20 protein-coding genes are annotated in these 24,604 nt (G+C 74.0%); 14 read left to right on the top strand and 6 right to left on the bottom strand.

Going from position 1 to position 24,604, the window contains the following annotated elements; genetic code table 11:
• Nucleotides 1-5: 5 nt before the first annotated feature.
• From ACIBPB_RS11555 to ACIBPB_RS11545, 3 genes are read right to left on the bottom strand one after another with little or no spacing between them, the layout of a single operon-like run.
• On the bottom strand, nucleotides 6-776 hold the full coding sequence (locus ACIBPB_RS11555; protein WP_396839457.1) for an ABC transporter permease: 771 nt from the start codon (nucleotides 774-776) through the stop codon (nucleotides 6-8).
• Nucleotides 773-1,783, bottom strand: a complete 1,011-nt coding sequence (locus tag ACIBPB_RS11550) for an ABC transporter ATP-binding protein (protein WP_396839456.1) — start codon at nucleotides 1,781-1,783, stop codon at nucleotides 773-775. Before ACIBPB_RS11550 ends, ACIBPB_RS11555 begins: the two co-directional genes overlap by 4 nt.
• 60 nt (nucleotides 1,784-1,843) lie before the next feature.
• Nucleotides 1,844-2,866, bottom strand: a complete 1,023-nt coding sequence (locus tag ACIBPB_RS11545; protein WP_396839455.1) for an ArsR family transcriptional regulator — start codon at nucleotides 2,864-2,866, stop codon at nucleotides 1,844-1,846.
• A gap of 277 nt (nucleotides 2,867-3,143) precedes the next feature.
• Here ACIBPB_RS11545 and ileS point away from each other — a divergent pair, with 277 nt between their 5' ends.
• The gene (gene ileS / locus ACIBPB_RS11540; protein ID WP_396839453.1) at nucleotides 3,144-6,314 is read left to right on the top strand and encodes an isoleucine--tRNA ligase; all 3,171 of its coding nucleotides are present in this window, start codon (nucleotides 3,144-3,146) and stop codon (nucleotides 6,312-6,314) included.
• 158 nt (nucleotides 6,315-6,472) lie between these two features.
• Complete coding sequence (locus tag ACIBPB_RS11535) at nucleotides 6,473-7,162, top strand: lysophospholipid acyltransferase family protein (RefSeq protein ID WP_396839452.1); 690 nt, start codon at nucleotides 6,473-6,475, stop codon at nucleotides 7,160-7,162.
• A 56-nt stretch (nucleotides 7,163-7,218) separates the two neighbouring features.
• On the opposite strand, the gene ACIBPB_RS11530 is transcribed toward ACIBPB_RS11535, so the two are convergent.
• Nucleotides 7,219-8,343 (bottom strand): hypothetical protein, encoded by a 1,125-nt coding sequence (locus tag ACIBPB_RS11530; protein WP_396839510.1) that lies wholly within the window; start codon nucleotides 8,341-8,343, stop codon nucleotides 7,219-7,221.
• Nucleotides 8,344-8,981: 638 nt separating this feature from the next.
• On the opposite strand from ACIBPB_RS11530, the gene ACIBPB_RS11525 reads away from it, so the two are divergent.
• The 11 genes from ACIBPB_RS11525 to ACIBPB_RS11475 all read left to right on the top strand — a co-directional run bounded on the left by ACIBPB_RS11525 (nucleotide 8,982) and on the right by ACIBPB_RS11475 (nucleotide 22,295).
• Nucleotides 8,982-11,021: a TIGR03960 family B12-binding radical SAM protein gene (locus ACIBPB_RS11525; RefSeq protein ID WP_396839451.1), complete on the top strand. Its 2,040-nt coding sequence runs from the start codon at nucleotides 8,982-8,984 to the stop codon at nucleotides 11,019-11,021.
• 179 nt (nucleotides 11,022-11,200) lie between these two features.
• Entirely contained in the window at nucleotides 11,201-11,641 is a 441-nt protein-coding gene (locus ACIBPB_RS11520) for a hypothetical protein (protein ID WP_396839450.1), read from the top strand.
• 13 nt (nucleotides 11,642-11,654) lie between these two features.
• On the top strand, nucleotides 11,655-13,094 hold the full coding sequence (locus ACIBPB_RS11515; RefSeq protein WP_396839449.1) for a hypothetical protein: 1,440 nt from the start codon (nucleotides 11,655-11,657) through the stop codon (nucleotides 13,092-13,094).
• Between the two features lie 10 nt (nucleotides 13,095-13,104).
• Nucleotides 13,105-14,601, top strand: coding sequence for a type VII secretion-associated serine protease mycosin (mycP, locus tag ACIBPB_RS11510; RefSeq protein ID WP_396839448.1), 1,497 nt, complete (start codon nucleotides 13,105-13,107; stop codon nucleotides 14,599-14,601).
• A gap of 313 nt (nucleotides 14,602-14,914) precedes the next feature.
• Nucleotides 14,915-15,634 carry a TIGR03936 family radical SAM-associated protein gene (locus ACIBPB_RS11505; RefSeq protein WP_396839509.1) on the top strand — a complete coding sequence of 240 codons (720 nt, stop codon included), beginning with the start codon at nucleotides 14,915-14,917 and terminating at the stop codon, nucleotides 15,632-15,634.
• A 131-nt stretch (nucleotides 15,635-15,765) separates the two neighbouring features.
• Nucleotides 15,766-18,840 (top strand): ribonuclease E/G, encoded by a 3,075-nt coding sequence (locus ACIBPB_RS11500; protein ID WP_396839447.1) that lies wholly within the window; start codon nucleotides 15,766-15,768, stop codon nucleotides 18,838-18,840.
• 118 nt (nucleotides 18,841-18,958) lie between these two features.
• Nucleotides 18,959-19,435: a hypothetical protein gene (locus tag ACIBPB_RS11495; protein ID WP_357322709.1), complete on the top strand. Its 477-nt coding sequence runs from the start codon at nucleotides 18,959-18,961 to the stop codon at nucleotides 19,433-19,435.
• 165 nt (nucleotides 19,436-19,600) lie between these two features.
• Nucleotides 19,601-19,915, top strand: a complete 315-nt coding sequence (gene rplU, locus ACIBPB_RS11490) for a 50S ribosomal protein L21 (RefSeq protein WP_046571626.1) — start codon at nucleotides 19,601-19,603, stop codon at nucleotides 19,913-19,915.
• Between the two features lie 11 nt (nucleotides 19,916-19,926).
• The gene (gene rpmA / locus ACIBPB_RS11485; RefSeq protein WP_013288010.1) at nucleotides 19,927-20,181 is read left to right on the top strand and encodes a 50S ribosomal protein L27; all 255 of its coding nucleotides are present in this window, start codon (nucleotides 19,927-19,929) and stop codon (nucleotides 20,179-20,181) included.
• Between the two features lie 90 nt (nucleotides 20,182-20,271).
• Nucleotides 20,272-21,759 (top strand): GTPase ObgE, encoded by a 1,488-nt coding sequence (gene obgE / locus ACIBPB_RS11480; protein ID WP_396839446.1) that lies wholly within the window; start codon nucleotides 20,272-20,274, stop codon nucleotides 21,757-21,759.
• Nucleotides 21,760-21,845: 86 nt separating this feature from the next.
• A complete protein-coding gene (locus ACIBPB_RS11475; RefSeq protein ID WP_396839445.1) occupies nucleotides 21,846-22,295 on the top strand; it encodes a GNAT family N-acetyltransferase in 450 nt (149 codons plus the stop codon).
• A 40-nt stretch (nucleotides 22,296-22,335) separates the two neighbouring features.
• Here ACIBPB_RS11475 and ACIBPB_RS11470 read toward each other — a convergent pair whose 3' ends face one another.
• Nucleotides 22,336-22,995 (bottom strand): DUF6766 family protein, encoded by a 660-nt coding sequence (locus ACIBPB_RS11470; protein ID WP_396839444.1) that lies wholly within the window; start codon nucleotides 22,993-22,995, stop codon nucleotides 22,336-22,338.
• A 125-nt stretch (nucleotides 22,996-23,120) separates the two neighbouring features.
• Nucleotides 23,121-23,603 carry a DUF4383 domain-containing protein gene (locus ACIBPB_RS11465; RefSeq protein WP_396839443.1) on the bottom strand — a complete coding sequence of 161 codons (483 nt, stop codon included), beginning with the start codon at nucleotides 23,601-23,603 and terminating at the stop codon, nucleotides 23,121-23,123.
• 199 nt (nucleotides 23,604-23,802) lie between these two features.
• Between ACIBPB_RS11465 and ACIBPB_RS11460 the strand changes: the two genes are divergently transcribed.
• On the top strand, nucleotides 23,803-24,579 hold the full coding sequence (locus ACIBPB_RS11460) for a hypothetical protein (protein WP_396839442.1): 777 nt from the start codon (nucleotides 23,803-23,805) through the stop codon (nucleotides 24,577-24,579).
• Nucleotides 24,580-24,604 lie beyond the last annotated feature (25 nt).

Raw genomic sequence — 24,604 nt, 5'->3', positions numbered from 1 at the left:
CCCCCTCAGGCCAGCGCGAGGGTCGCCGCGGCGCGGGCCCGTCGCTCCACGTACGTCATCATCACGGCCCCGACGGCCAGGCAGCCGAGGCTGATCGCCAGGCAGACGCCCAGCGACGGCCAGACCGGGCCGCCGACGGCCGCCTCGTGCACCGCGCGGGCGCCCCAGGTGGTGGGGAGCACCGCGGCGACCGGGCCGGTCCAACCGGGCAGCACGGTGAGCGGCACCAGCATCCCGGAGACCAGCCAGATCGGATATTCGAGCGTGTTGGTCAACGCGTTGGCGTTGCGCATCAGCACGAAGGTGGAGGCGAGCAGCATGCCGAACATGCCCAGGCCGAGCACGCAGCCGGGGACCGCGACCAGAAAGAGCAGCGGGTGCGCGAAATCGAGCGGCACGCCGTAGAGCAGCCGGCCCCAGAGCAGGGTGGCGAGCATGGCGTACGTGCCGGTGACCGCGGTGGCCAGCGTGATCGGCAGGATCATCAACGCCGGCGGGCGGGGCGCCAACATGATCATTTCCAGGGTGCCCTGCCAGCGCTGGTTCTGGATGGCGCCGCCGGAGCCGAAGAGCACCGACGACCAGACCCCCATCAGCCCGGCGCCCACCGCCGCCTCCAGCAGCCGGCCCGGCTCGCCGCCGGCCCGGAACAGGTAGACCGCCAGGGTGGCCTGCACCACCGGCACGATCAACGCCGTGGCGATCTCGAACGGGGAGCGGGTGAGCTGCTTGGTGTGCAGCAGCAGGCCCACCTCGATCATGCGCAGCACCCTCACGCCGGCACCGCCTCGACCGGCGCGGCCGGCGCGCCGACCCGGTTGACGATCGTCACGTACGCGTCCTCCAGCGTCGGCTGGCGGGCGGTGACCCGGCCCAGCCGGACTCCGTCCAGCTCGCGCAGCACGGCCGCCTGCACGTCCACCCCCGCGTCGGACTGCACGGTCAGCACCTGTGCCGCGCCGGTGACCGCCACGCTCGCCTCCCGCACCCCGGGCAGGGCGTGGATCGCCGCGAGCTGCGCGTCCGCCACCCCGTACGCCTCGACCTCCAGCACCTGCCGGCCGTCGGCGTGGTGCCGCAGCTCGGCCGGGGTGCCCAGGGCCTGGATGGTGCCGTTGGCGATCACCGCGATCCGGTCGCAGAGCTCGTCCGCCTCCGCCATGTAGTGCGTGGTCAGCAGCACGGTGGTGCCGGTGGCGGCCAGCTCGGCGACGGTCCGGCGCAGCTCCCGGGCGGCCACCGGGTCCACCCCGATCGACGGCTCGTCGAGGAAGAGCACCCGCGGCCGGTGCAGCAGGCCCCGGGCGATGTGCAGCCGCTGCCGCATCCCCCGGGAATAGCCCTCCACCCGCTCGTGCTCCCGGCCGGCCAGCCGGACCAGCTCCAGCAGTTCGGCGATGCGCCGCTGCTGCTCCCGTCCCGGCACGCCGTACAGCTCCGCGAAGTAGCGCAGGTTGTCCCGGGCGGAGAGCCGGTCGTACAGGCCCCGGTCGCCGCCGAAGACGTAGCCGATCCGGCGGCGTACCTCCCGGGTCTGGGTGACCACGTCGTGGCCGCACACCCGGGCGGTGCCGGCGGTCGGGATCAGCAGCGTGTTCAGCAGCTTGATGGTGGTGGTCTTGCCGGCGCCGTTCGGTCCGAGCAGGCCGAACAGCTCCCCGTTGCCGACCGTCAGGTCGACGCCGCGGACCGCCTCCACCTCCCGGCGCTGTGGTCGCAGCCAGCCCGTGCGGCTGCGGTAGGTGCGGCGCAACCCGGCCGCCTCGATCGCGTACTCGCTCATGCCGGCGAATCTAGGGACCGCGGGCGGGGCGGGGAAACGAATTCGGTGCCGGCCGAATCCTCAGGCGGAGGCGGCTGCCGAACCCGCACCGATCAGCGTGACCAGGGCCACGCCGGCCGGCTCCAGCCCGTACAGGACGCGGCGGCCGACCCGGCGGCGGTGCACCACCCCGGCGCTGAGCAGCGCCGCGAGGTGTTCCGAGACGGTGCTCGGGGCCAGGCCGAGGGTGGCGGCCAGCCCGGCCGTGGTGCCCGGCCGGGACAGCGCCCGCAGCACCTGGGCCCGGCCCCGGCCGACCAGCACCGCCAGCCGGTCGGCCCCCGGGGACTCCGGCGCGCGGGCGTCGGCCGGCCGGTCCGCCAGCAGCACCGCGCCGCGCGCCTGGTAGGAGACCGCGATGACCTCGGGATGGTCGGTGGAGTGGGTGAGCGCGCCCCGCGAGAAGATCAGCGGGATCAGCAGCAGCCGCTGGTCGACCGCCCGGAAGCTCCACTCCGACGGCTTGACCAGGCTGAGCACCGGCCGGTCCCAGCGGACCCGCTCGTGCAGGTCGGCCAGGAGCGCGTCGGGCCCGTCGGCGGCGAGGGCCCGCGCCCGGTGCAGCACCTCCTCGTCGAGGGCCACCCGCATCGCCGGCCACCAGGGGGCGATCGCCGCGTCCCAGTACGCCTGGATGCCGTCGGCCAGCCGGTCCAGCGCGCCCTGCCGGTCGGTGACGAACGGGCGCAGCCAGTCCGGCAGGTCACCGGGGTCGTGGTAGCGGGGGATCTGCTCGGCGATCACCTCGGCCGGGGTGGCCCGCAGCGCGGCCAGCTCCTCCTCGATGGTCGGGCTGGCGCCCGGTGGCACCGGACCGAGGAAGTCCGGATACCACGGCCCGGTCCGGGTGTAGAGCAGCGCGGGCGCGGTCGCGGGCCGCTCGGCGAGCACCCGCCGGGCGTGCCGGGCCCAGCCGGTGTACGGCCAGGGCGCCTCGTCCCGGTAGCGCTGCAGGAGGTAGAGGCTGCACTTGGCCTCCCAGAGCGGGCTGGTGGCGATCCGGGTGCGGGCCAGGGTGGGCTCGTCCAGCTCGATCCGGATCACGCCGGCAGCCTAGCCGGGCGGTCGAGTACGCTGGACGGCACACAGGCGACGACCCGGCCATCACCGGCGAGCCTCCGGAAGAACAGCCGGGTGACCGGCCCAGTAGAACCGGACGGGACCGGCCCGTCACAGCCGGCCAACGAGCGGGCGGTCGCACCTCGGCCGCCAAGCGGGGTGGTACCGCGGGCCCGGCCCGGGGCGCCGGTCACGGCGTACCGGATCAGGCTCGTCCTCGCAGACCCACGGACCGTGAGCTGCTGAGGAGAGAGCGACCCCGATGGCCTATCCGTTGCACGACCCGACCGCCGCCGGCGTCCCGGCGAGCCCGGACCTGCCCGCGGTCGAGCGCCGGGTCCTGGAGCACTGGACGGCCGACAAGACCTTCGAGGCCAGCGTCGAGGCCAGGCCGACCGGCGACGACGGTAAGAACGAGTACGTCTTCTACGACGGCCCGCCGTTCGCCAACGGCCTGCCGCACTACGGCCACCTCTTCACCGGGTACGTGAAGGACGTGGTGCCGCGCTACCAGACCATGCGCGGCAAGCACGTCGAGCGCCGGTTCGGCTGGGACTGCCACGGGCTGCCCGCCGAGGTGGTGGCCGAGAAGCAGCTCGGCATCACCTCCAAGGCGGAGATCCTCGACCTGGGCGTGGCCCGGTTCAACGACGCCTGCCGCACCTCGGTGCTGGAATTCACCCAGGACTGGGAGCGGTACGTCAACCGGCAGGCCCGCTGGGTCGACTTCACCAACGACTACAAGACCCTCGACCTGGACTACATGGAAAGCGTCATGTGGGCCTTCAGGACCCTGCACGACAAGGGTCTGGTCTACGAGGGCTTCCGGGTGCTGGCGTACTGCTGGCGGTGCGAGACGCCGCTGTCGAACACCGAGACCCGGATGGACGACGTCTACAAGGACCGGCACGACCCCACCCTGACGGTCTGGTTCGGGCTGACCCCGGACGAGTCCGCGCCGGAACTCGTGCGCGGCCCGGTCCGGCTCGGCGTCTGGACCACCACGCCGTGGACCCTGCCGTCCAACCTGGCGCTCGCCGTCGGCCCGGACATCGAGTACGCGGTGCTGGAGCACCGGGGTTCCGCCGACCGCGAAGGCAGCGGCGACCGCTTCGTGGTCGGCGCCGCCCGGCTCGGCGCGTACGCCAAGGAGCTGGAGGGGTACGAGCAGGTCGGCACCGTGTCCGGCCGGGACCTGGTCGGGCGCCGGTACCGCCCGCTCTACGACTTCCTGGTCGAGCGGGCCGGCGAGAACGCCTACCAGGTGCTCGGCGCGGACTTCGTCACCACCGAGGACGGCACCGGGATCGTGCACCTGGCCCCGGCCTTCGGCGAGGACGACCAGAACACCTGCAACGCGGCCGGCATCCCGACCATCGTCACGGTGGACGACCACACCCGGTTCACCGCACTGGTCCCGCCCTACCAGGGCGAGCAGGTCTTCGACGTGAACAAGCCGGTGATCCGGGAGCTGAAGGAGCGGGGGGTGGTGCTCAAGCAGGACACCTACACCCACTCGTACCCGCACTGCTGGCGCTGCGACACCCCGCTGGTCTACAAGGCGGTCTCCTCCTGGTTCGTCGCGGTCACCCGGTTCAAGGACCGGATGGTCGAGCTGAACCAGCAGATCAACTGGACGCCGGGGCACATCAAGGACGGCTCGTTCGGCAAGTGGCTGGCCAACGCCCGGGACTGGTCGATCAGCCGGAACCGGTTCTGGGGCTCGCCGATCCCGGTGTGGAAGTCCGACGACCCGAACTACCCGCGGGTGGACGTGTACGGCTCGCTGGCCGACATCGAGCGGGACTTCGGGGTACGCCTGACCGACCTGCACCGGCCGGCGGTGGACGAGCTGGTCCGGGCCAACCCGGACGACCCGACCGGCAGGTCGATGATGCGCCGGGTGCCGGAGGTGCTGGACTGCTGGTTCGAGTCCGGCTCGATGCCGTTCGCCCAGGTGCACTACCCGTTCGAGAACCGGGAGTGGTTCGAGCACCACTACCCGGGCGACTTCATCGTCGAGTACATCGGACAGACCCGCGGCTGGTTCTACACCATGCACGTGCTGGCCACCGCGCTGTTCGACCGGCCGGCGTTCCGCAACTGCCTCAGCCACGGCATCCTGCTCGGCTCGGACGGGCGCAAGATGTCCAAGAGCCTGCGCAACTACCCGGACGTCTACCACGTCTTCGACTCGTACGGGTCGGACGCGATGCGCTGGATGCTGATGTCCTCGCCGGTGCTGCGCGGCGGCGACATGGCGGTGACCGAGACGCTGATCCGGGACGCGGTGCGGCAGGTGCTGCTGCCGCTCTGGAACGTCTGGTACTTCTTCTCGCTCTACGCCAACGCCGACGGGTACCAGGCGCGGCGGCGCACCGACTCCACCCACCTGCTCGACCGGTACGTGCTGGCGAAGACGAACGAGCTGGTGGCGACCGTCGGCGCGCAGCTGGACGCGTACGACATCTCCGGCGCGTGCGGCACCGTCCGGTCCTACCTGGACGCGCTGACCAACTGGTACGTGCGCCGCTCCCGGGACCGCTTCTGGGCCGGCGACGCGGACGCGTTCGACACGCTCTGGACGGTGCTGGAGACGCTCTGCCGGGTGGTGGCGCCGCTGGCGCCGTTGACCGCGGAGGAGATCTGGCGGGGCCTGACCGGTGAGCGGTCGGTGCACCTGACCGACTGGCCGTCGGCGGAGGAGTTCCCGGCCGACCACGAGCTGGTCGCCGCCATGGACAACGTGCGGGCGGTCGCCTCGGCGGCGCTGTCGCTGCGCAAGGCCAAGGGCCTGCGGGTGCGGCTGCCGCTGTCGACGCTGACCGTGGCCGCCCCGGTCGCGGCCCAGCTGCGGCCCTTCGCCGACCTGGTCGCCGACGAGGTCAACGTCAAGGAGGTCGTCTTCTCCGACGAGGTGTCCGCGTACTGCCAGCAGGTGCTGACCGTGGTGCCCCGGGCGCTCGGGCCGCGGGTCGGCAAGGCGGTCCAGCAGGTGATCAAGGCGGTCAAGGCGGGGGAGTGGGAGCTGGTCGACGGCGCCCCGGTCGCCGCCGGGGTCACCCTGGCCGAGGGCGAGTACGAGCTGCGCCTGGTCGCCGCCGACGCGGAGCACTCCGCGCCGCTGCCCGGCGGCGAGGGCGTGGTGGTGCTGGACACCGAGGTCACCCCGGAGCTGGCCGCCGAAGGGCTGGCCCGGGACGTGGTCCGGGTGGTGCAGCAGGCCCGCCGGGACGCCGACCTGGACGTCTCGGACCGGATCGCGGTGGCGGTCTCGGCGTCGGAGGAGGTGCGCGCCGCGGTGGCCGCGTACACCGACTTCGTGGCCCGGGAGGTGCTGGCCGACACGATCGACTTCGCCGAGGGCGTCGAGGGCTTCCCCGGCGAGGTCGGCGAGGGCGAGCGGGTGACGGTCGCGGTCCGGCGGGTCTGAGGTGCGCGGCGGGGGCCCACCCAGCCGGATCCGGCGCAGGAGGGGCCCCCGCCCGGCACCCGCCCCGGCGGGTGGACTGCCGGCCACCCCATCGGTCGCAGGTGGTGGCGTCCGCTACCGTGACAGCGCCTGCTTCACGTTCGAACGCCGGAGGACCCGTGCCCCTGCTCTACACCATCGGCAAGCTCACCGTGGCGCCCACGGTGCGGCTGGCCTTCCGCCCCCACGTGGAGGGTTTGGAGCACATCCCGCCGACCGGCGGCGCGATCTTCGCGGGCAACCACCTCTCCGTCGCCGACGAGTTGCTGCTCGGCACGGTGGTGCCCCGGCACCTGGCCTTCTGGGCCAAGTCGGAGTATTTCAACGGCACCGGCGTGAAGGGGACCTTCTCCAAGTTCGTGCTCACCGGGCTGGGCGCCATCCCGGTCGAGCGGGCCGGCGGCCGGGCCGCGCTGTCCGCGTTCGACGCCGCCATCCCGGTGCTCAAGGCCGGTGACCTGGTCGCCGTCTACCCGGAGGGGACCCGCTCGCCGGACGGGCGGCTCTACCGGGGGCGGACCGGCACGGCCCGGCTCGCGCTGGCCGCCGGGGTGCCGGTCATCCCGGTCGGCGTGATCGGCACCGACAAGGCCCAGCCCATCGGGACGCGCATCCCCCGGCCAGGCAGAGCCAAGATCACCATCAAGTTCGGCAAGCCGCTGGACTTCACCGGCCGGTCCGACGACCGGACGTCGCTGCGCCAGATGACCGACGAGCTGATGGCCGAGATCCAGAAGCTCACCGGCCAGGAGTACGTCCCGCGCTACGCGCCCCGGCGCGCCGAACCCACCGCCGACCCCACCGCCTGACCGGCGGCCCGCCCCCGGCGGGTGCCGGCCGGCCGGTGCCGGCCGGCCGGTGCCGGTCAGGACTGCTTCGGGGTCACCACCTGCTGGCGCAGGGTGTCCAGCAGGCGGGCGCTGTCGTCGACGGAGAGCCGGGTGAAGACGCCGGTGGCCAGGCTGCCGTGGTCGACGGAGGTGCACACCACCACCGCCTCGCCGTCGTCGCGGCCCACCGCGCAGCGTTCGTACCGGCCCCGGACCCCGGTGTCGACCGGCTCGGCGGCGTCCAGCGCGTACCGCTCGCGGAGCCGGGCGATCTCGGCGTCCGCGTCCGACTCCGGGGTCAGCCGGAACCCGGTGCCGCCGAAGAGGATCACCCGCTTGCCGTCGTTCGTGCTGTAGATGCCGGCGAAGGTGTCCTCGGCGAACAGGTGCGCCTGGCGTACCTCGGTCTTGAGTTTCCGGGCGGTGGCCACGCTGCGCTGGTCCTCGCGCAGCCGCAATCCGGTCATTCGGTCGGGCAGCGTGGCGCTGGCGGGGTACTGCTCGGACATCGGCTGGGCCCACCAGAGCGGCACGCCGCAGCAGCAGGCCACGGTGAGCAGCAGCACCCACGGCCAGCGCCGCCGGCGGCGGACCGGCACCGGCACGTACCCCTTGGGTGGCCGCCAGTCGGGCGGCGGGGCCACCGGCGGGGGCGGGTTCCGGCGGCGGCGCTGCTTCGGCGCCGGCACGGGCGGCGCCGGCCGGGGCGGGGAGACCGGCACCGGCGGCGCGGCCGGGCGGGCGACGACCGGCGGGTGCGCCACCGGCGGGTGCGCCACCGGCGGGAGCGCCACCGGCGGTGGGCCGACCGGCGCCGGGTACGGCAGCGTGTGCGGGGGCGGCGGATAGTGCAGCGTCGGCGGCAGGGCCGGGAAATCGACCGAGTGCAGGTCCCAGCCGGTGGTGTCCACGCCCTCCCACGGGTCGACCGGGACCTGGTGCTCCGGCGCCGGGGGTGGCAGGGGGGTGGGCTCGGCGGACTCGCCCCAGGCACGCCGGCGCGGCGGCGGGGGCGGGACCGGCGCGGAACCGCTCCAGCGGGGCGCGGCCGGTTCGGCGGCGGTCTCCACCCGGGTCGGGTCGGGCTGACCGGCGACCCGGGTCGGGTCGGGTCGCCCGGCTGGCTCCGCCGGCTCGGATGCGGCGGTCCGGGGATCCAGGTCGCCCGGGCCGGTTGTGGGCGCGTCCGCGGGGCCGCTCGGGTCCGTCCGGTCGGGTGCGTCGGTCGGCTCGGGCGCGGCGGTCCGGGGCTCCGCGTCACCCGGGTCCGGTGCGTCGGCCGGCTCGGGCCCGGCGGTCCGGGGCTCCGCGTCACCCGGGTCCGGTGCGTCGGCCGGCTCGGGCCCGGCGGTCCGGGGGTCCGCGTCACCGGGGTCCGGTGCGTCGGTCGGCTCGGGTCGGTCGCTGGGGTCGGGTGCGTCCGGCTGCTGGTCACCGTCGTGACCGGCCGGGCTCGCCGGTGGGGTGCCGACCGGGCCGACGCCGGTCGTGGGCGGCGGGTCGGCCGAATCCGGCGCGAGGTGGTCCGGGGCGTCCGCGCCGCCCTGGTCGGCCGGCGCCGGCGGTACGGGGGAGCGGGCCGGCTCGTCGGTGCCCGGCTCCCGGCTCGTGGCCGGGCTGCCCCCGTCGGCCGGCCGGTCCGCCCCCGGCTGCGGCTGCGACATCGCGGCTATCTCCTCTCGCGCCCGCTGCGAGGTTAGTACCGCCGCGCCACCGCCGCCGAATCCGCCGCCTCGGCCGCTCCGGGTCCTGCGGTGCGCCGTGGTGACCGGGGGAGCACCGCGTACCCTTGGGCATCATGAGTGCCCCGTCCACGACGCCGCGCCCGGTCGCGGCCAATTCTGGCGACGGCTCCGGCGCCGCGGCCCCGGCGCCGCGCGGCGACCTGGGGTTGTCGGTCTGGCCCCGGCTGGAGCCGCTGCTGCCCCAGGTGACCAAGCCCATCCAGTACGTCGGCGGTGAGCTGGGCGCGGTGGTCAAGGACTGGGACGCGGCGACCGTCCGGTGGGCGCTGATGTACCCCGACGCGTACGAGGTGGGCCTGCCCAACCAGGGCGTGCAGATCCTCTACGAGGTCCTCAACGAGCTGCCCGACGTGCTCGCCGAGCGGACCTACGCGGTCTGGCCGGACCTGGAGAAGCTGATGCGCGCCCACGGCGTGCCGCAGTTCACCGTCGACGCGCACCGGTCGGTGCGCGACTTCGACGTGTTCGGCGTCTCCTTCTCCACCGAGCTGGGCTACACCAACCTGCTCACCGCGATCGACCTGGCCGGCGTCCCGCTGCTCGCCGCCGACCGCACCGACGCCGACCCGGTGATCGTGGCCGGCGGGCACGCCGCGTTCAACCCGGAGCCGATCGCCGACTTCGTCGACGCCGCGGTGCTCGGCGACGGCGAGGAGGCGGTGCTGGAGATCACCGCGATCGTCCGGGACTGGAAGGCCGAGGGCTGCCCCGGCGGGCGCGACGAGCTGCTGCTGCGGCTGGCCCGCACCGAGAGCGTCTACGTGCCGCGCTTCTACGACGTGGACTACCTGCCGGACGGGCGGATCCAGCGGGTCGTGCCGAACCGCCCGGACGTGCCGTTCCGGGTGCACAAGCGCACGACGATGGACCTGGACGCCTGGCCGTACCCGAAGAAGCCGCTGGTGCCGCTGGCCGAGACGGTCCACGAGCGGTACGCGGTGGAGATCTTCCGGGGTTGCACCCGGGGCTGCCGGTTCTGCCAGGCCGGCATGATCACCCGCCCGGTGCGGGAGCGCTCGATCACCACGGTCGGCCAGATGGTGCAGCAGGGTCTGGAGTTCTCCGGCTTCCACGAGGTGGGCCTGCTCTCGCTGTCGTCGGCCGACCACTCCGAGATCGGCGACATGTGCTCCGGCCTGGCCGAGCAGTACGCGGGCACCAACGTCTCGCTGTCGCTGCCGTCGACCCGGGTGGACGCCTTCAACATCGACCTGGCCCAGGAGCTGTCCCGCAACGGCCGGCGGACCGGTCTGACCTTCGCCCCCGAGGGCGGGTCGGAGCGGATCCGCCAGGTGATCAACAAGATGGTGTCGAAGGAAGACCTCATCCGCACCGTGGTCACCGCGTACACCAACGGTTGGCGGCAGGTGAAGCTCTACTTCATGTGCGGCCTGCCCACCGAGACCGACGAGGACGTCCTCGAGATCGCCGACATGGCGCACGAGGTGATCCGGGCCGGCCGGGCGGCGACCGGGTCGAAGGACATCCGCTGCACGGTCTCCATCGGCGGGTTCGTGCCGAAGCCGCACACCCCGTTCCAGTGGGCCGCCATGGAGCGGCCGGAGGTCATCGACGGCCGGCTGCGGCTGCTCAAGCAGGCCATCAACAGTGACCGCTCGCTGGGCCGGGCGATCGGCTTCCGCTACCACGACGGCGAGCCGTCGCTCATCGAGGGCCTGCTGTCCCGGGGCGACCGCCGGGTCGGCGCGGTGATCCGCAAGGTCTGGGAGAACGGCGGCCGGTTCGACGGCTGGAGCGAGCACTTCTCCTACCAGCGCTGGGTGGAGGCGGCCGCCGAGGTGCTGCCGGCGTACGGCGTCGACCTGGACTGGTACACCACCCGGGAGCGCGAGGAGTTGGAGGTCCTGCCCTGGGACCACCTCGACTCCGGCCTGGACAAGGACTGGCTCTGGCAGGACTGGCAGGACTCCCGCTCCGGGTACGAGCAGGACGACTGCCGGTGGACGCCGTGCTTCGACTGCGGCGTCTGCCCGTCCATGGACACCGAGATCCAGATCGGCCCCACCGGCCGGAAGCTGCTGCCGCTGACCCCGGTCAACGGCCTGAAGCTGCCCAGCGGCGCCGCGCGGTAACGCGGCCGACGCGCAGCGGAGCGCGGGAACCCCTCGGGGTCCCGCGCTCCGGTGCATTTCGGGACGCTCGACCGGGTCGATGTCCCGTAACGCGGGGTGGGGGTGCCTCGACTGGCCGTCACTCGATACGCTGCGTCCGTATTGGACCGACCGTGGTCGGCAGCGGGGAGGCAGCAGCCATGGGTGACATCAAGCCGCCGGACACCGGCGATCTGCACGTCAGCGTCGAGGACCTGGACGCCGCGGCGGCGTACGTCGAGCGTTTGAAGCAGTACATCGACGACACGATCAGCTACGAGATGGAACGCATCAAGGAGCGGATGAAGGGCGACAGCAACAACGCCCAGACCGTCCCGAACGGCACCCCGTTCGGCGCGTACGAGGACGCGCGGATGCAGTGGCAGGCGCTGACCCGGTCGACGGCCAACATGGAGGCCCACCTCAAGGGGCTCTCCACCAAGCTCGCCGGGCTCAAGCAGGGCACCGAGGACATCGCCAAGGCGTTCCGCGACGTCGAGGCGCGCAACGCCGCCAACGGCAAGCAGATCGAGCGCCTGTTGGAGTCGGCAGCGCCGCCGCCGAGCACGGGCGACCAGCCCACCTACCCGTACACGGCCTGAGGGGGAGACGGTCATGGCAGGAACCTGGGAGCAGTGCGTCCGCGAGGTGACGCTCTCGGCCGACCCGGAGACGGTCGGCTCGGTCAGTGTGGGCTGGAACAGCCTCTCCACCGGGCTGGGCTACCTGCGGGACGCGCTGGTCGGCCGCTCCTTCGTCGGTCCGATCGCGTCCGGCCAGGAGCGCCCGCACACCGGTGGCCTGCCCGCCCTGCTGGCCGGCTGGAAGGGCAGCGGCGGCGACGCGTACCGCGACCACCTGGCGGAGATCGGCAAGGACATCGAGCAACTGATCACCCACGCCGCCAACGTCAGCGGGGCGCTGTCCCGGATCGAGGGCGACATCCGCAAGTCGGTCGCCAGCATCCCCATCCCGCTGATGGACAACTTCGGGTGGAACGAGTGGAGCCTGCCCAACGGCACCGAGCTCGACGACGCCCGGGACGGCGAGAGCTCGTCGGGTTTCCTCGCCGCGCTGCGCAAGGACTACCAGAGCAACCCAGCCTCGTACGCCGACGGCGCGTTCCGCGACAAGGCCGACGACCTCGAGGCGACCATGAAGATCGACGGCAACGCGGAGGACCACAAGCGCGGCGGCTGGTGGGACACCAAGTCGCACCTGGACAACTGGTACAACGACAACCAGAAGGCGGCGGCCAGCGCGATGTCGCCGCTGCCCACCGCGGTGGAGACCGAACGGCCCCGGCTGGTCGTGCCGAGGCCGGACGCCGGTGACGTGGCCGACGGTTACACGCCGGACAAGCAGACCCCGTCCTCCGTGAACATTCCGGGCGGCGGTGGCGGGGGCGGAGGTGGCGGCGGCGGCTTCGGCGGCGGCGGTCCCTCCGTCGGCAGCATCGGCGGTGGCGGTGGCGGCGGTTCGTTCGGCGGCGGCGGTGGCGTCGGATCCATCGGGTCGCCCCCCACCGGTGGCGGCCACTCCGGTGGCGTGGGGACCATCGGCTCGCCGTCCACCGGCGCTCCGGGCACCGGCGGTCATCAGTACGGCACCGGCCTGGCCGGTGCGGCCGCACCGACGGTCGGCACCGGGACCGGCCTGGGTGGTGGCCTCGGATCGGCCGGCCTCGGCGGCGCGGGCGGCCTCGGCGGTGGCGTCGGCGGCGGGGTCGGCTCGGCCGGCGGGATCGGCGGCGGCGTCGGCGCGGCCGGCGGCATCGGGGTCGGCGGCATCCCCGGCATGGTCGGCGGCGGCAACGGCAAGGTGCCGCCGATGACCAGTGCGGCCAGCGCGTTGCGCAACGCGGCCGGCGCCGGTGCCGGCGCCGGCGGCGCGGGCGCGCTGCGCGGCGGCGCCGGGATGATGGGCGGCGGCATGATGGGCGGCCACGGCGGCGCCGGGCACGGCGGCGGTGGCAGCGAGCACTCGTCGTGGTTGACTGAGGACGACGATCCGTGGGGCAGCGGTGACGCGGCGTCCCCGGGCATCCTGCGATGAGGACGGACGGATGAGGTTCAACGTGGGCGGCCTCCGGCCGGTCGTGGCGGCCCTGGTGACCGGCCTGCTGGTGCTGGGGGCCGCCCAACCGGCGGCGGCCGCGCCCCGGCGGGCCGAGCAGTGGTATCTGGACGAGCTTCGCATCGACCAGGTGCACCGGCTGGCCACCGGTCGTGGCGTGCTGGTGGCGGTGGTGGACACCGGCGTCGACGGCAGCCACCCGGACATCGCCGGTCAGGTCGTGCCGGGGCGCCGGACCGACGGCCGCAGCGGCGACGCCCGGACCGACCCGGAGGGTCACGGCACCCACATGGCCGGCATCATCGCCGCCACCAACGCCGCCCGGGACGGCGTGACGGGCATCGCCCCGGCCGCGAAGATCATGCCGATCGGTATCACCACCAAGCGGCGGGGCGGCATCACCAGTACGGCGGCGGCCGACGGCATCCGGCTGGCCGCCGACCGGGGCGCCAAGGTGATCAACCTCTCCTTCGGCAGCGACGGCGCCGCCTCGGAGGACGAGATCCAGGCGATCCGGTACGCCCTGGAACGGGACGCCGTGGTGGTGTCCTCGGCCGGCAACACCGACCGGGGCGACACCGACGTGAACGCCCCGGCCAACATCCCCGGCGTGATCGCGGTGACCGGCACCACCAAGGGCGGCCGGTTCTGGTCCGGCTCGGTGCAGGGGCCGGAGGCGGTGATCGCCGCCCCCGGCGACGGCATCTACAACATCGGCCCGGAGCACGGCTACGGCTGGGGTGACGGCACCTCCGACGCCAGCGCGATCGTCTCCGGGATCGCGGCCCTGATCCGGTCGAAGTACCCGGACCTCGACGCGCCGAACGTGATCAACCGGCTGATCCGGACGGCCCGGGACGCCGGCCCACCCGGTCGGGACCCGCAGTACGGCTTCGGCCGGATCGACCCGACAGCCGCGCTCACCGCGAAGGTGCCGGAGGTCTCCGCCAACCCGCTCCTCGGTGAGCAGTCGGCCAGTCCGGCGGCGCCGCAGGCGGGCGAGGACGACAACTTCGACGTCACCCAGTACGGCGACCGGGGCGGCCCCACCGATCAGCAGGTCATGATCATCGGCATCGGCATCGTCGTGGTGCTGGTCATCCTGATCGGCCTGACGGTCTTCCTGATCTGGAACCGTCGCCGCTACCGGCGGGAGGCGGCCCGGGCGGCCGACCTGCCGGACGAGGTGCTCGACCGGATGGCCGCCGAAGAACTACCGCCGGTCCCGACCGGCTACGGCCCGCCCGGCGCGCCTCCCGGCTACGGCCCGCCGGCCGGTCACGTCCCGCCGGGCGGCCCGGGCTATCCGCCCGGCGGCCAGGCTCCCGCCCCGGGCTATCCGCCCGGCGGCCAGGCTCCGGGCTATCCGCCGGGCGGTCCGGCTCCCGGCCAGGGCTACCCGCCGGGCGGGTACGCCCCGCCCGCCGGCTATCCACCACCGCCGAGCGGGCCGCCCACACCGCCACCGGGCGGAAACCAGTCCTGATCGCCGCGGCCGGCCGGGTGACCTGCGCGTCACCCGGCCGGCCGTCGGCGTCCGGTGGGGCGGCGGACCGCGACCGGTTGGGCCGTTCCGGCCGACCTGCCGGGCCGCCGCGCCCGCCCGGCCGTAGGCCACCCACGGCGTCGCGCCCGCCCCGGCTGCGTGCCGTCCGGAGCGCCGCGCCTGCCCCGGCTGCGTGTCGTCCGGGGCGCTGCGCCAGGATGGGGCGGACAGGCAGGCAGCACCCGAGGAGCTCACGATCGCCAGAAAGCCTCAACCCGAGGGCGGCCAGGCACCGGTCGTCCAGCGGGTCCGGATCCGGTACGCCAAGCGTGGACCGCTGCGGTTCACCTCGCACCGGGACTTCGCCCGGGCCTTCGAGCGCGCGCTGCGCCGGGCCGGCGTGCCGATCGCCTTCTCCCAGGGCTTCACCCCGCACCCCAAGATCTCGTACGCCTCGGCGGCGCCGACCGGCGTCGCCAGCGAGGCGGAGTACCTGGAGATCGGCCTGCGCGAGCCGGTCGACCCGGAGCGGCTGCGGCAGGCGCTGGACGCCGCGCTCTCACCCGGCCTGGACGTGCTCGACGCGGTGGAGGCGAGCGGCGGCAGCCTGGCCGACCGGATCGAGGCGTCCCGGTGGCGGATCGAGCTGCCCGAGGTCGACCCGGCGCTCGCCGAGCAGGCGGTGGCCGCGTTCCGCGCCGCCGGGGAGATCCAGGTCGAGCGGATGACCAAGCAGGGCCGGCGCACGTTCGACGCCCGTGCCGCCGTCATCGCCATCGATGTGGTGCCCCCTTCGGAGACGCCTTCCGGGGCGGCGGCCGTACCGTGTGCGATACTCGAACTGGTCGTGCGGCAGGTCACCCCCTCCGTACGACCCGATGACGTCCTTTCCGGCCTCCGCGTGGTGGCCGCCCTGGAGCCGCCGGTCGCCCCACGGGTGATCCGGCTGGCGCAGGGCACGTTGACCGCGCAGGGCGAGATCGTCGATCCGTTGGATGCGGATCGCGACGGGGCAGCCATCGGAGAACACTGACCGACGGTCAGCGTTCTGGCAGGCAGACTTCGGCGGTCGCGCGCCTGCGCGCCCGGCGGAAACACCTTTTGCGGCGACCCTGCGTGGCAGCGCTCACCCGCGCCCGGGGCAGCCAGAACTGGAGAACGTCCATGCTCGAGAACGAGCCCGAGGGCGGCGAACGGACCGGTGCGGAACCGGCCGAGGCTTCCGCCGCCAGCACCGACGCCACGCCCGAGGCGAAGCCGGTCCGGAAGCGGACCAGCCGCCGCAAGACCGCCCCGCTGAATCAGCCGGAGCAGATCGACGCACCCGTCGAGGCGTCCACCGGCCTCGGCGCCGGCAGCGGCGAGGCGCCGCAGGCCGAGGTCTTCGCGCCGGTCTCCGGCGAACTCGACGGCGCGGCGAAGAGCACCCGCCGGCGCCGCAAGGCGACCCCCGCGAAGGCGGCCGCCGAGCCGGTGGCCGCCGACGCCGTGGCGCCGGCCGCCGACGAGGTCGTCCCGCCGGTCAAGGTGACCCGTACCCGCCGGCGCAAGGCCACCCCGCCCGCCGAGCCCGCCGCCGAGGCGGCGGCCGTCGAGCCGCCGGCGCTCGCCGAGGCGCCGGCCGACACCGGGGACGCCGGGCGCACACCGCCCGCCCGGGAGACCGTCCCGGCGGAGACCGCCGACGAGGCGGCCGAGGACGAGGACGCGGTGGGCGAGGACGCCGAGGACGAGTCGGCACCGGCCGGCGTGGCCGAGCTGCCGCCGGCCGACGAGGCCACCCTGGCCCGGGCCGGTGGCCTGCAGGACCGCACCGGCGAGGTCTCGCCGGGCGCCGCCGTGCCGGGCAAGGAGGAGCGGCCGGCCGAGGAGCCGGCCCCCACCACCCGGCGCCGCCGGGCCGCGCTCTCCGCGCCGACCGTCCTGTTCATGGCGCCGCAGCCCGACGAGGTGCCGACCGTCCGGGTCACCTACCCGGCCGCCACCGAGGAGCCGGCCGAGGAGCCGGTGGAGACCGGTCGGCGCCGCCGCCGGGCCCGCCGCGAGGTCGAGCCGGTCGACGTCGAGGTCGAGGTCGAGGAGGAGCCGGCCGTCGAGGCCGAGGAGATCGCCGAGGCCGACGAGGACGAGGACGAGGACGAGGAGACGGCCGCCGCCCGCCGCCGCCGTCGTCGCGGCCGCCGGGGTCGGGGCCGGGGCAAGGGTGGCGCGGACGATGCCGACGAGGAGGCCGAGGAGGCCGCCCAGGCCGAGGCCGGCGAGCCCGAGGAGGAGGCCGAGGAGGCCGAGGAGGAGTCGGAGGGCGACGGGCTGACCCGCCGCCGGCGCCGGCGCCGCCGCCGGGGCGCCGGTGACGTGGAGACCGCGGCCGAGGACGGGGTGCCCACGGTCGTCAAGATCAGGGAACCGCGCAAGGCCGTCGACGAGGTGCAGGGCGTCTCCGGCTCGACCCGGCTGGAGGCCAAGCGGCAGCGCCGCCGGGACGGCCGCGAGCAGCGGCGTACCCGGCCGCCGATCCTGAGCGAGTCGGAGTTCCTGGCCCGCCGGGAGGCGGTCGACCGGGTGATGGCGGTCCGCCAGCGCGGCGACCGTACGCAGATCGCGGTCCTCGAGGACGGCGTGCTGGTCGAGCACTACGTCACCCGCAACTCGTCGGGGACCATGGCCGGCAACGTCTACCTCGGCAAGGTGCAGAACGTCCTGCCGAGCATGGAGGCCGCCTTCGTCGACGTCGGGCGCGGCCGCAACGCGGTGCTCTACGCCGGCGAGGTCAACTGGGACACCAGCGGCCTGGAGGGCCGGGCCCGCTCGATCGAGCAGGCGCTGAGGTCCGGTGACTCGGTGCTGGTGCAGGTCACCAAGGACCCGATCGGGCACAAGGGCGCCCGGCTCACCAGCCACATCGCGCTCTCCGGCCGGCACCTGGTGTACGTGCCGAACGGCAACGCCTCCGGGATCAGCCGCAAGCTGCCGGACACCGAGCGCAAGCGGCTGCGGGACATCCTCAAGAAGCTGGTGCCGGACGGCGCCGGGGTGATCGTCCGGACCGCGGCCGAGGGGGCCAGCGAGGACGAGCTGGCGCGGGACGTCAAGCGGCTCCAGGCGCAGTGGGAGGACATCCAGGCCAAGGCCGCCTCCGGTGGCGCCCCGGTGCTGCTCTACGAGGAGCCGGACCTGGTCATCCGGGTGGTCCGGGACCTGTTCAACGAGGACTTCCGCGAGCTGGTCATCGAGGGTGAGCCGGCGTACGACCTGGTCGAGTCGTACCTGTCGCACGTCTCGCCCGACCTGGTGGCCCGGCTGCGCCGGCACGCCGGCACCAGCGACGTCTTCGCCGAGTACCGGATCGACGAGCAGATCCTCAAGGGGCTGGACCGGAAGGTCTTCCTCCCCTCGGGCGGGTCGCTGGTGATCGACCGGACCGAGGCCATGACGGTGATCGACGTCAACACCGGCAAGTACACCGGCTCCGGCGGCAACCTGGAGGAGACGGTCACCCGCAACAACCTGGAGGCGGCCGAGGAGATCGTGCGCCAGCTGCGGCTGCGCGACCTGGGCGGCATCGTGGTGATCGACTTCATCGACATGGTGCTGGAGTCGAACCGGGAGCTGGTGCTGCGCCGGCTCACCGAGTGCCTGGGCCGGGACCGGACCAAGCACCAGGTCACCGAGATCACCTCGCTGGGCCTGGTGCAGATGACCCGCAAGCGGATCGGCGCGGGCCTGCTGGAGGCGTTCAGCGAGACCTGTGAGTGCTGCAAGGGCCGCGGCGTGATCATCCACACCGAGCCGGTGCCGGAGAAGCCGCGCGCCGGCGGGGCGGGGGAGCGGGTCAAGGCGGTCGCCTCGGCCGTCACCGCGCCGGCCACCGAGGAGAAGGGCCGGCGCCGGGGCCGCAAGGCCGCCGCCGAGAAGCCCGCCGCCGAGGCCGCGCCGGAGCAGCCGGCCGCCCCGGAGCAGGCCGCGGCCGAGCCGCCGGTGGAACCGGTGAGGGCCGTCGCCGAGGTGGCCGACGACGACTACTACGACACCCAGGGCTACGACCTGTCCCGGTTCGAGACCGAGACGCCGGCCGCGCCGGCGGTCGCCGACGCGCAGGAGGGCGACTCGGCCCGGCTCGCCGGTGCGGACGACCCGGACGCGATCAGCGACGGTGCGGCCGAGGAGGAGAGCGGCGAGACGGGCACCGGGCGGCGCCGGTCCCGGCGCGGTGGCGCCCGGCGCCGTACCCGGCCGTGAGGCGCTGACCAGCACGACGTTTGACAGGGCCCCTTCCCCGGCAACAGAGTCGGCAGGAAGGGGCCCTGCCGTACCCGTCGACCCCCGGTCGGGACGCCGGCCCCGGACGGGAGGAGACATGCGCCGGGTGCTCGCGGTCACCGCGCTCACCGGGGTCCTGCTGGCCGGCGCGGGCTGCGCCGACCGGGACGACGACAACCCCTTCGCGGTGGGCTTCGCCTCACCGGCCCCGTCGTCCACGGCGGTCGCACCGTCCCCGACCGCCACCGGCGACGCGGGCGTCTGCGCGGGCGCCAAGCAGGCCGGTTCCGCGGCGGTGCAGACGTACGTGCAGGAACTGGCCCAGATGCTGGGTGCCGGGGCCACCGGGGACCGGAAGACCGAGCAGGCCGCCCGACGGGACGCGGAGGCGGCGCTGGCCGGCTGGCGGGACGCCCTGCGGCAGCACTCGGCGCGGGCCGAGGACCCGCGGCTGCGTACCCTGCTGGCGGAGTTGGCCGACGAGGTCGGCGGGCTCGGCACGGACGTGCGGGCGATCGACGAGACGCAGTTCGACCGGCTCCAGGGGCGCCTCGACGAGCTCTGTCCGGCCTGATCGGCGGCCCGGTTTGGGCGGCGGGGCGGGTATGGCGTACGCTTGCCTGCGGCGCACTTTTGGTGTGCCGAGTTCCCGCGTGCCCGCGCTGCCGGTGTCACGGCTCCCGGCGAGACGCCGTGGGAACGACCGCCAGCAGCCTCAACGACAGGGAGTCCGCCTCCGATGTACGCGATCGTCAAGACCGGCGGCAAGCAGTACAAGGTCGCCGAGGGCGACGTGATCGAGGTCGAGAAGCTCGCCGGTGCCCCCGGCGACGCGGTGAAGCTCACCGCGGTGCTCCTCGTCGACGGTGACGACCTGGTGACCGACGCGGCGAAGCTTGCGCAGGTCGCGGTGTCCGGCGAGATCGCCGCGCACACCAAGGGCCCGAAGATCCGGATCCACAAGTTCAAGAACAAGACCGGCTACCACAAGCGCCAGGGTCACCGCCAGCCGCTGACCCAGGTCAAGGTGACCGGCATCTCCAGCGGGAAGTAGGTCGTCCTCCAATGGCTCACAAAAAGGGTGCGTCCAGCTCGCGTAACGGCCGTGACTCCGCGGCCCAGCGACTCGGCGTGAAGCGCTTCGGTGGTCAGGTCGTCAGCGCGGGTGAGATCCTCATCCGTCAGCGTGGCACCAAGTTCCACCCCGGTGACCTGGTCGGCCGCGGCGGCGATGACACGCTCTTCGCGCTGGCCGCCGGCTCGGTCCAGTTCGGCACCAAGCGCGGTCGCAAGACCGTCAGCATCGTGCCGCAGCAGTAGTTCGAAGGCGAAGCGGGCCGGGGACCTCGGGTCCCGGCCCGCTTCGCCTTTTCTCACGCGGGGACGTGCCCCGCTGGAAGGATTGGCGTCGTGACGACGTTCGTTGACCGGGTCGTCCTGCACATGCAGGCCGGCGACGGCGGGCACGGCTGTGTCTCCATCCACCGGGAGAAGTTCAAGCCCTTCGGCGGCCCGGACGGCGGCAACGGCGGGCACGGCGGCAGCGTGTCGCTGGTGGTGGACCCGCAGGTGACCACGCTGCTCGACTTCCACTTCCGGCCGCATCTCAAGGCCGAGAACGGCAAGGGCGGCGCCGGGTCGAACCGGGACGGGGCCAACGGTCACGACCTGCTCATCAAGGTGCCCAACGGCACCGTCGTGCTGAGCCTCGACGGCGAGGTGCTGGCCGACCTGGTGGGCGCCGGCACCACCTTCGAGGCGGCCCGGGGCGGCCGGGGCGGCCGGGGCAACGCGGCGCTGGCCAACGCCCGGCGCAAGGCCCCCGGCTTCGCCGAGCTGGGCGAGCCCGGCGACAAGCTCGACGTGGTGCTGGAGCTGAAGAGCGTCGCCGACGTCGGCCTGGTCGGCTTCCCGTCGGCCGGCAAGTCCTCGCTGATCTCGGTGATCTCCGCCGCCAAGCCGAAGATCGCCGACTACCCGTTCACCACCCTGGTGCCGAACCTCGGCGTGGTCCGGGTGGACAACCACACCTTCACGGTCGCCGACGTGCCGGGCCTGATCCCGGGCGCGGCCACCGGCAAGGGGCTGGGCCTCGAGTTCCTCCGCCACGTCGAGCGCTGCGCCGTGCTGGTGCACGTGGTCGACACCGCGACGTTGGAGCCGGGCCGGGACCCGCTCGCGGACATCGACGCCATCGAGTCCGAGCTGTCCCAGTACGGCGGGCTGGCCGACCGCCCCCGGCTGGTCGCCCTCAACAAGGTCGACGTGCCGGACGGCCGGGACCTCGCCGAGATCGTCCGGCCGGACCTGGCGGCGCGCGGCTTCCGGGTGTTCGAGATCTCCACGGCCACCCGGGAAGGGCTCAAGGAGCTGACGTACGCGATGGCCGAGCTGGTCGAGCAGGGCCGCAGCGCCGCGCCGCCGGCCGAGCCGACCCGGATCGTGATCCGCCCGAGGGCGGTCGACGACGCCGGCTTCACCATCGAGGCGGAGCAGGACGGCTCCTTCACCGTCCGGGGCAGCCGGCCGGAGCGCTGGGTCAAGCAGACCAACTTCGACAACGACGAGGCGGTGGGCTACCTGGCCGACCGGCTGGCCCGCCTCGGCGTGGAGGAGAAGCTGGCCAAGGCCGGCGCGCAGGCCGGTGACCTGGTCCGGATCGGCGACCGGGAGTTCGACTGGCAGCCGACCCTGTACGCGGGCGTCGACTTCGTCCCCGGCAACCGGGGCACCGACGTCCGGCTCGAGGAGAAGTCGAACCGCGCCTCGGCCGCGGAGCGGCTGGCCGCCCGCAAGGCGCGCCGGCAGCGCCCGGGCGACGAGGTGGCGGCCGCGCCGGGCGACGCCGATGCCGACGCCGACCTCGACCCGGCCGACGACGACGAGGACTGGGAGTAGGGCGGACCCGCCGCTACGGCACCTGGTCAGGTGCGGGTCGCACGCCGGAAACCTGGCCGAAACGGGCCCGGCCTAGCCTGCCGGGCATGCTGATCGAATCCCGTCCGGCCACCGATCCGGAGATCGCCGCCCTGGTCACCGCCCAGCAGCGGGAGCTGCGCGCGGCCGACGGTGGCCTGGACGGGCAGGCGACGGTCACCCACGACGACATCCGCTACCTGGCGGTGGTCGAGCGCGGGCGGGCCATCGCCTGCGGCGGGATCCAGGCCCTCGACGCCGAGACCGGCGAGCTCAAGCGGATGTACGTCCGTCCCGCGTACCGGGGTCGGGGGGTGGCCCGGCAGTTGCTGGCCGCGCTGGAGGAGTTGGCCCTGCGGCAGGGGCACACCAGGGTGTGCCTGGAGACCGGCAGTTACCTGCCGGCCGCCATCGGCCTCTACCGGTCCTGCGGCTACCGGCCCATCCCGGTCTACGGCGAGTACGTGGCCAACCCGTACAGCGTCTGCTTCGCCAAGCGGCTGCCCGTCGCCGTCTAGCGCCGGGCCGGCGGCTGCCGGCAGCCCGGTTAGCGCCGGGTCAGGCGCCTGTCTCGGCGTGCGCGGCGGTGACCGGCTTCGACTCCGGGCTGGCGTGCTGGCGCAGCACGATGCTGAGCAGGATCAGCACGCCGACGGCGAGGAACTCGCTCTGCCAGTTCTGCATGGACTGGAACCAGAAGTCGCTGGTGCCGAGGAACTGCCAGGCGCTGATCGGGGCCGCGCCGCTCTGCAACGCCTGCTCCTCGTTGTAGGTGGCCACGCCGCCGAAGAGGTGGCCGAGGAACGCGCCGCCGAAGATCATGAACAGCGCGAGCGACAGGCTGTTCCGGTAGACCACCAGCGGGAGGCCGCCGGTCCGGACCGGCCAGGGCGAGTCCGGGGTGGCCCGGCGCGGGTCGTCCTCGGGCCGGTCCGTCTGCCCCTCCGGCTTCGACTCGGCCGACCCCCGCTGCACCAGGTACGCGGTGAGCAGCACGTAGCCGCCCATCTGGAGGAACTCCGACTCCCAGTTCTCGAAGACGGCCTCGGCGAAGTGCCCGGTGCCCAGGTACGCCCACCAGCTCAGCGGGGCCGCGCCGTACTCGGCCAACTCCTCGTTGTGCACCTGCCAGCCGAACACGCTCTGCAACACCAGGAAGACCGCGAACGCGCCGAGCATGGCGACCGTGAGCGCGTTGTCCCGCAACCACCGTGGCATCCCCGGACCTCCTCGTCCCTCGGGACTACTCCGTGTAGTGGTCCCTCGGTGCCCGGCGCGGTGATCGGGTAAACGCCGCGTCGGAGTGTCGGCGCGGCGTTGTCACCCGGCCGGGTGACAACGGCTCAGGGCCGGTCGATCGGGGTGTCCGGCCGCCCGCCGGTGCCCAGCTCGTTGGAGAGCAGCAGGCCGAGCAGGAGCATGCCGAAGCCGAGGAAGAGGTGCAGCCAGTTGTCGGCGTCGTTGAACGGGAAGAAGTTGGCCTCGGCGTTCCGGTCGATGGCGAAGCCGTACAGCCAGATGCCCAGGTAGGCGGCGCCGCCGCCGGCCAGGAAGAGCCGGGCCCCGCCGACCCGGCGGGCCAGCACCAGCCCGGCCAGGCCGAAGAGCAGGTGCAGCAGGTTGTGCAGGATCGACACCTGGAACAGGCCGAGCAGCTTGGCCTCCGAGTGGTGGCCGGCGAACCGCAGGTCGCCGTAGTGCGTGGTGAAGCCGGGCACGAACCCGAGCACGCCGATCAGCACGAACCCGGCGGCGACCGCGAGGGCGGCCTTCTGGACCGCCGGCCGGGACCGGGCCGGGGCGCGTCGGCGCACGTCACGTGCCATCGCTGTCACCTCCGTTGATCCGCCGCCGCCCGGAACGGGCAGACCCTCCATTGTGTGATCGGGACCGGGCGCTTCCGCAGAGAAATCACGAATCAGGCATGGACCCGATGTCCAGGGGTAGGGACTTCGACACGCCGGCAGCACGGCCGGCGGAATCCCCCGAGCAGGAACCGCTACGACATCGAGCGGAAGGGACACCATGACTTACGATCTCTCACCGACGTCTGCCACCTACGAATCGAACAACGGCGGGGTTCGCGACCAGGCCCGGCAGGTCGGCTCCGAGGCCGCGAACGCCGGTGGCGCGGTCGCCCAGACCGCCAAGGAACAGGGTCAGGAGGTCGTGGGCGAGGCGAAGCGCCAGGCCCGCAACCTCTACGGCGAGGCCCGCACCCAGCTCACCGCCCAGAGCAGCCAGCAGCAGCAGCGCGCCGCGAGCGGGCTGCGCTCGCTCGCCGACGAGGTACGCGCGATGGCGCAGAACGGTGGCGGCTCCGGCCCGGTCACCGAGCTGGCCCACCAGGCCGCCGACCGGGTGCACGGGGTGGCCGGCTGGCTGGAGCAGCGCGAACCGGGCGACCTGCTGCACGAGGTGAAGGAGTACGCCCGGCGCAACCCGGGGACCTTCCTGGTCGGCGCCGCCCTGCTGGGTGTGGTCGCCGGCCGGCTCACCCGCAACGTGGCCGCGGCCGGCGACGGCGGCGCGCAGCCGGCGTACGACCCGGACCGGACGGCGGTCATCCCGACCACCCGGGCCGTGCCGGACCAGCTGCCGCAGGGCGGCTACCTCGACCCGACGCCGGGCAGCTACGCCGAGCCGGACCCGGGCTACTCGGCGCCGGGCGCGACCTACCCGGGCGGTGGCGCCCCGAACAGCTGGGCCGACCCGCAGGGCGGCACCGGCCAGCCGCTGCCCCCGCCGGAGCGCACCGACCCGCTGCCGGGCGTGCCGTCGAGCGGCTCGACCCGGCCGTGACCGGCCGATCCGGCAGAAGGGAGGC

It is taken from the genome of Micromonospora sp. NPDC049836 (assembly GCF_044465125.1).
GTDB lineage: Bacteria > Actinomycetota > Actinomycetes > Mycobacteriales > Micromonosporaceae > Micromonospora.
Note: the sequence above shows the minus strand (reverse complement) of the source record. Positions and strands in the feature narration are given on the sequence as shown.

Coding starts and splice junctions, on each gene's coding strand:
- ACIBPB_RS11550 (WP_396839456.1), bottom strand. CDS start 1,783: ATGAGCGAGTACGCGATCGAGGCGGCCGGGTTGCGCCGCACCTACCGC.
- ileS (WP_396839453.1), top strand. CDS start 3,144: ATGGCCTATCCGTTGCACGACCCGACCGCCGCCGGCGTCCCGGCGAGC.
- ACIBPB_RS11525 (WP_396839451.1), top strand. CDS start 8,982: ATGAGTGCCCCGTCCACGACGCCGCGCCCGGTCGCGGCCAATTCTGGC.
- ACIBPB_RS11520 (WP_396839450.1), top strand. CDS start 11,201: ATGGGTGACATCAAGCCGCCGGACACCGGCGATCTGCACGTCAGCGTC.
- ACIBPB_RS11515 (WP_396839449.1), top strand. CDS start 11,655: ATGGCAGGAACCTGGGAGCAGTGCGTCCGCGAGGTGACGCTCTCGGCC.
- mycP (WP_396839448.1), top strand. CDS start 13,105: ATGAGGTTCAACGTGGGCGGCCTCCGGCCGGTCGTGGCGGCCCTGGTG.
- ACIBPB_RS11500 (WP_396839447.1), top strand. CDS start 15,766: ATGCTCGAGAACGAGCCCGAGGGCGGCGAACGGACCGGTGCGGAACCG.
- ACIBPB_RS11495 (WP_357322709.1), top strand. CDS start 18,959: ATGCGCCGGGTGCTCGCGGTCACCGCGCTCACCGGGGTCCTGCTGGCC.
- rplU (WP_046571626.1), top strand. CDS start 19,601: ATGTACGCGATCGTCAAGACCGGCGGCAAGCAGTACAAGGTCGCCGAG.
- rpmA (WP_013288010.1), top strand. CDS start 19,927: ATGGCTCACAAAAAGGGTGCGTCCAGCTCGCGTAACGGCCGTGACTCC.
- ACIBPB_RS11475 (WP_396839445.1), top strand. CDS start 21,846: ATGCTGATCGAATCCCGTCCGGCCACCGATCCGGAGATCGCCGCCCTG.
- ACIBPB_RS11470 (WP_396839444.1), bottom strand. CDS start 22,995: ATGCCACGGTGGTTGCGGGACAACGCGCTCACGGTCGCCATGCTCGGC.
- ACIBPB_RS11465 (WP_396839443.1), bottom strand. CDS start 23,603: ATGGCACGTGACGTGCGCCGACGCGCCCCGGCCCGGTCCCGGCCGGCG.
- ACIBPB_RS11460 (WP_396839442.1), top strand. CDS start 23,803: ATGACTTACGATCTCTCACCGACGTCTGCCACCTACGAATCGAACAAC.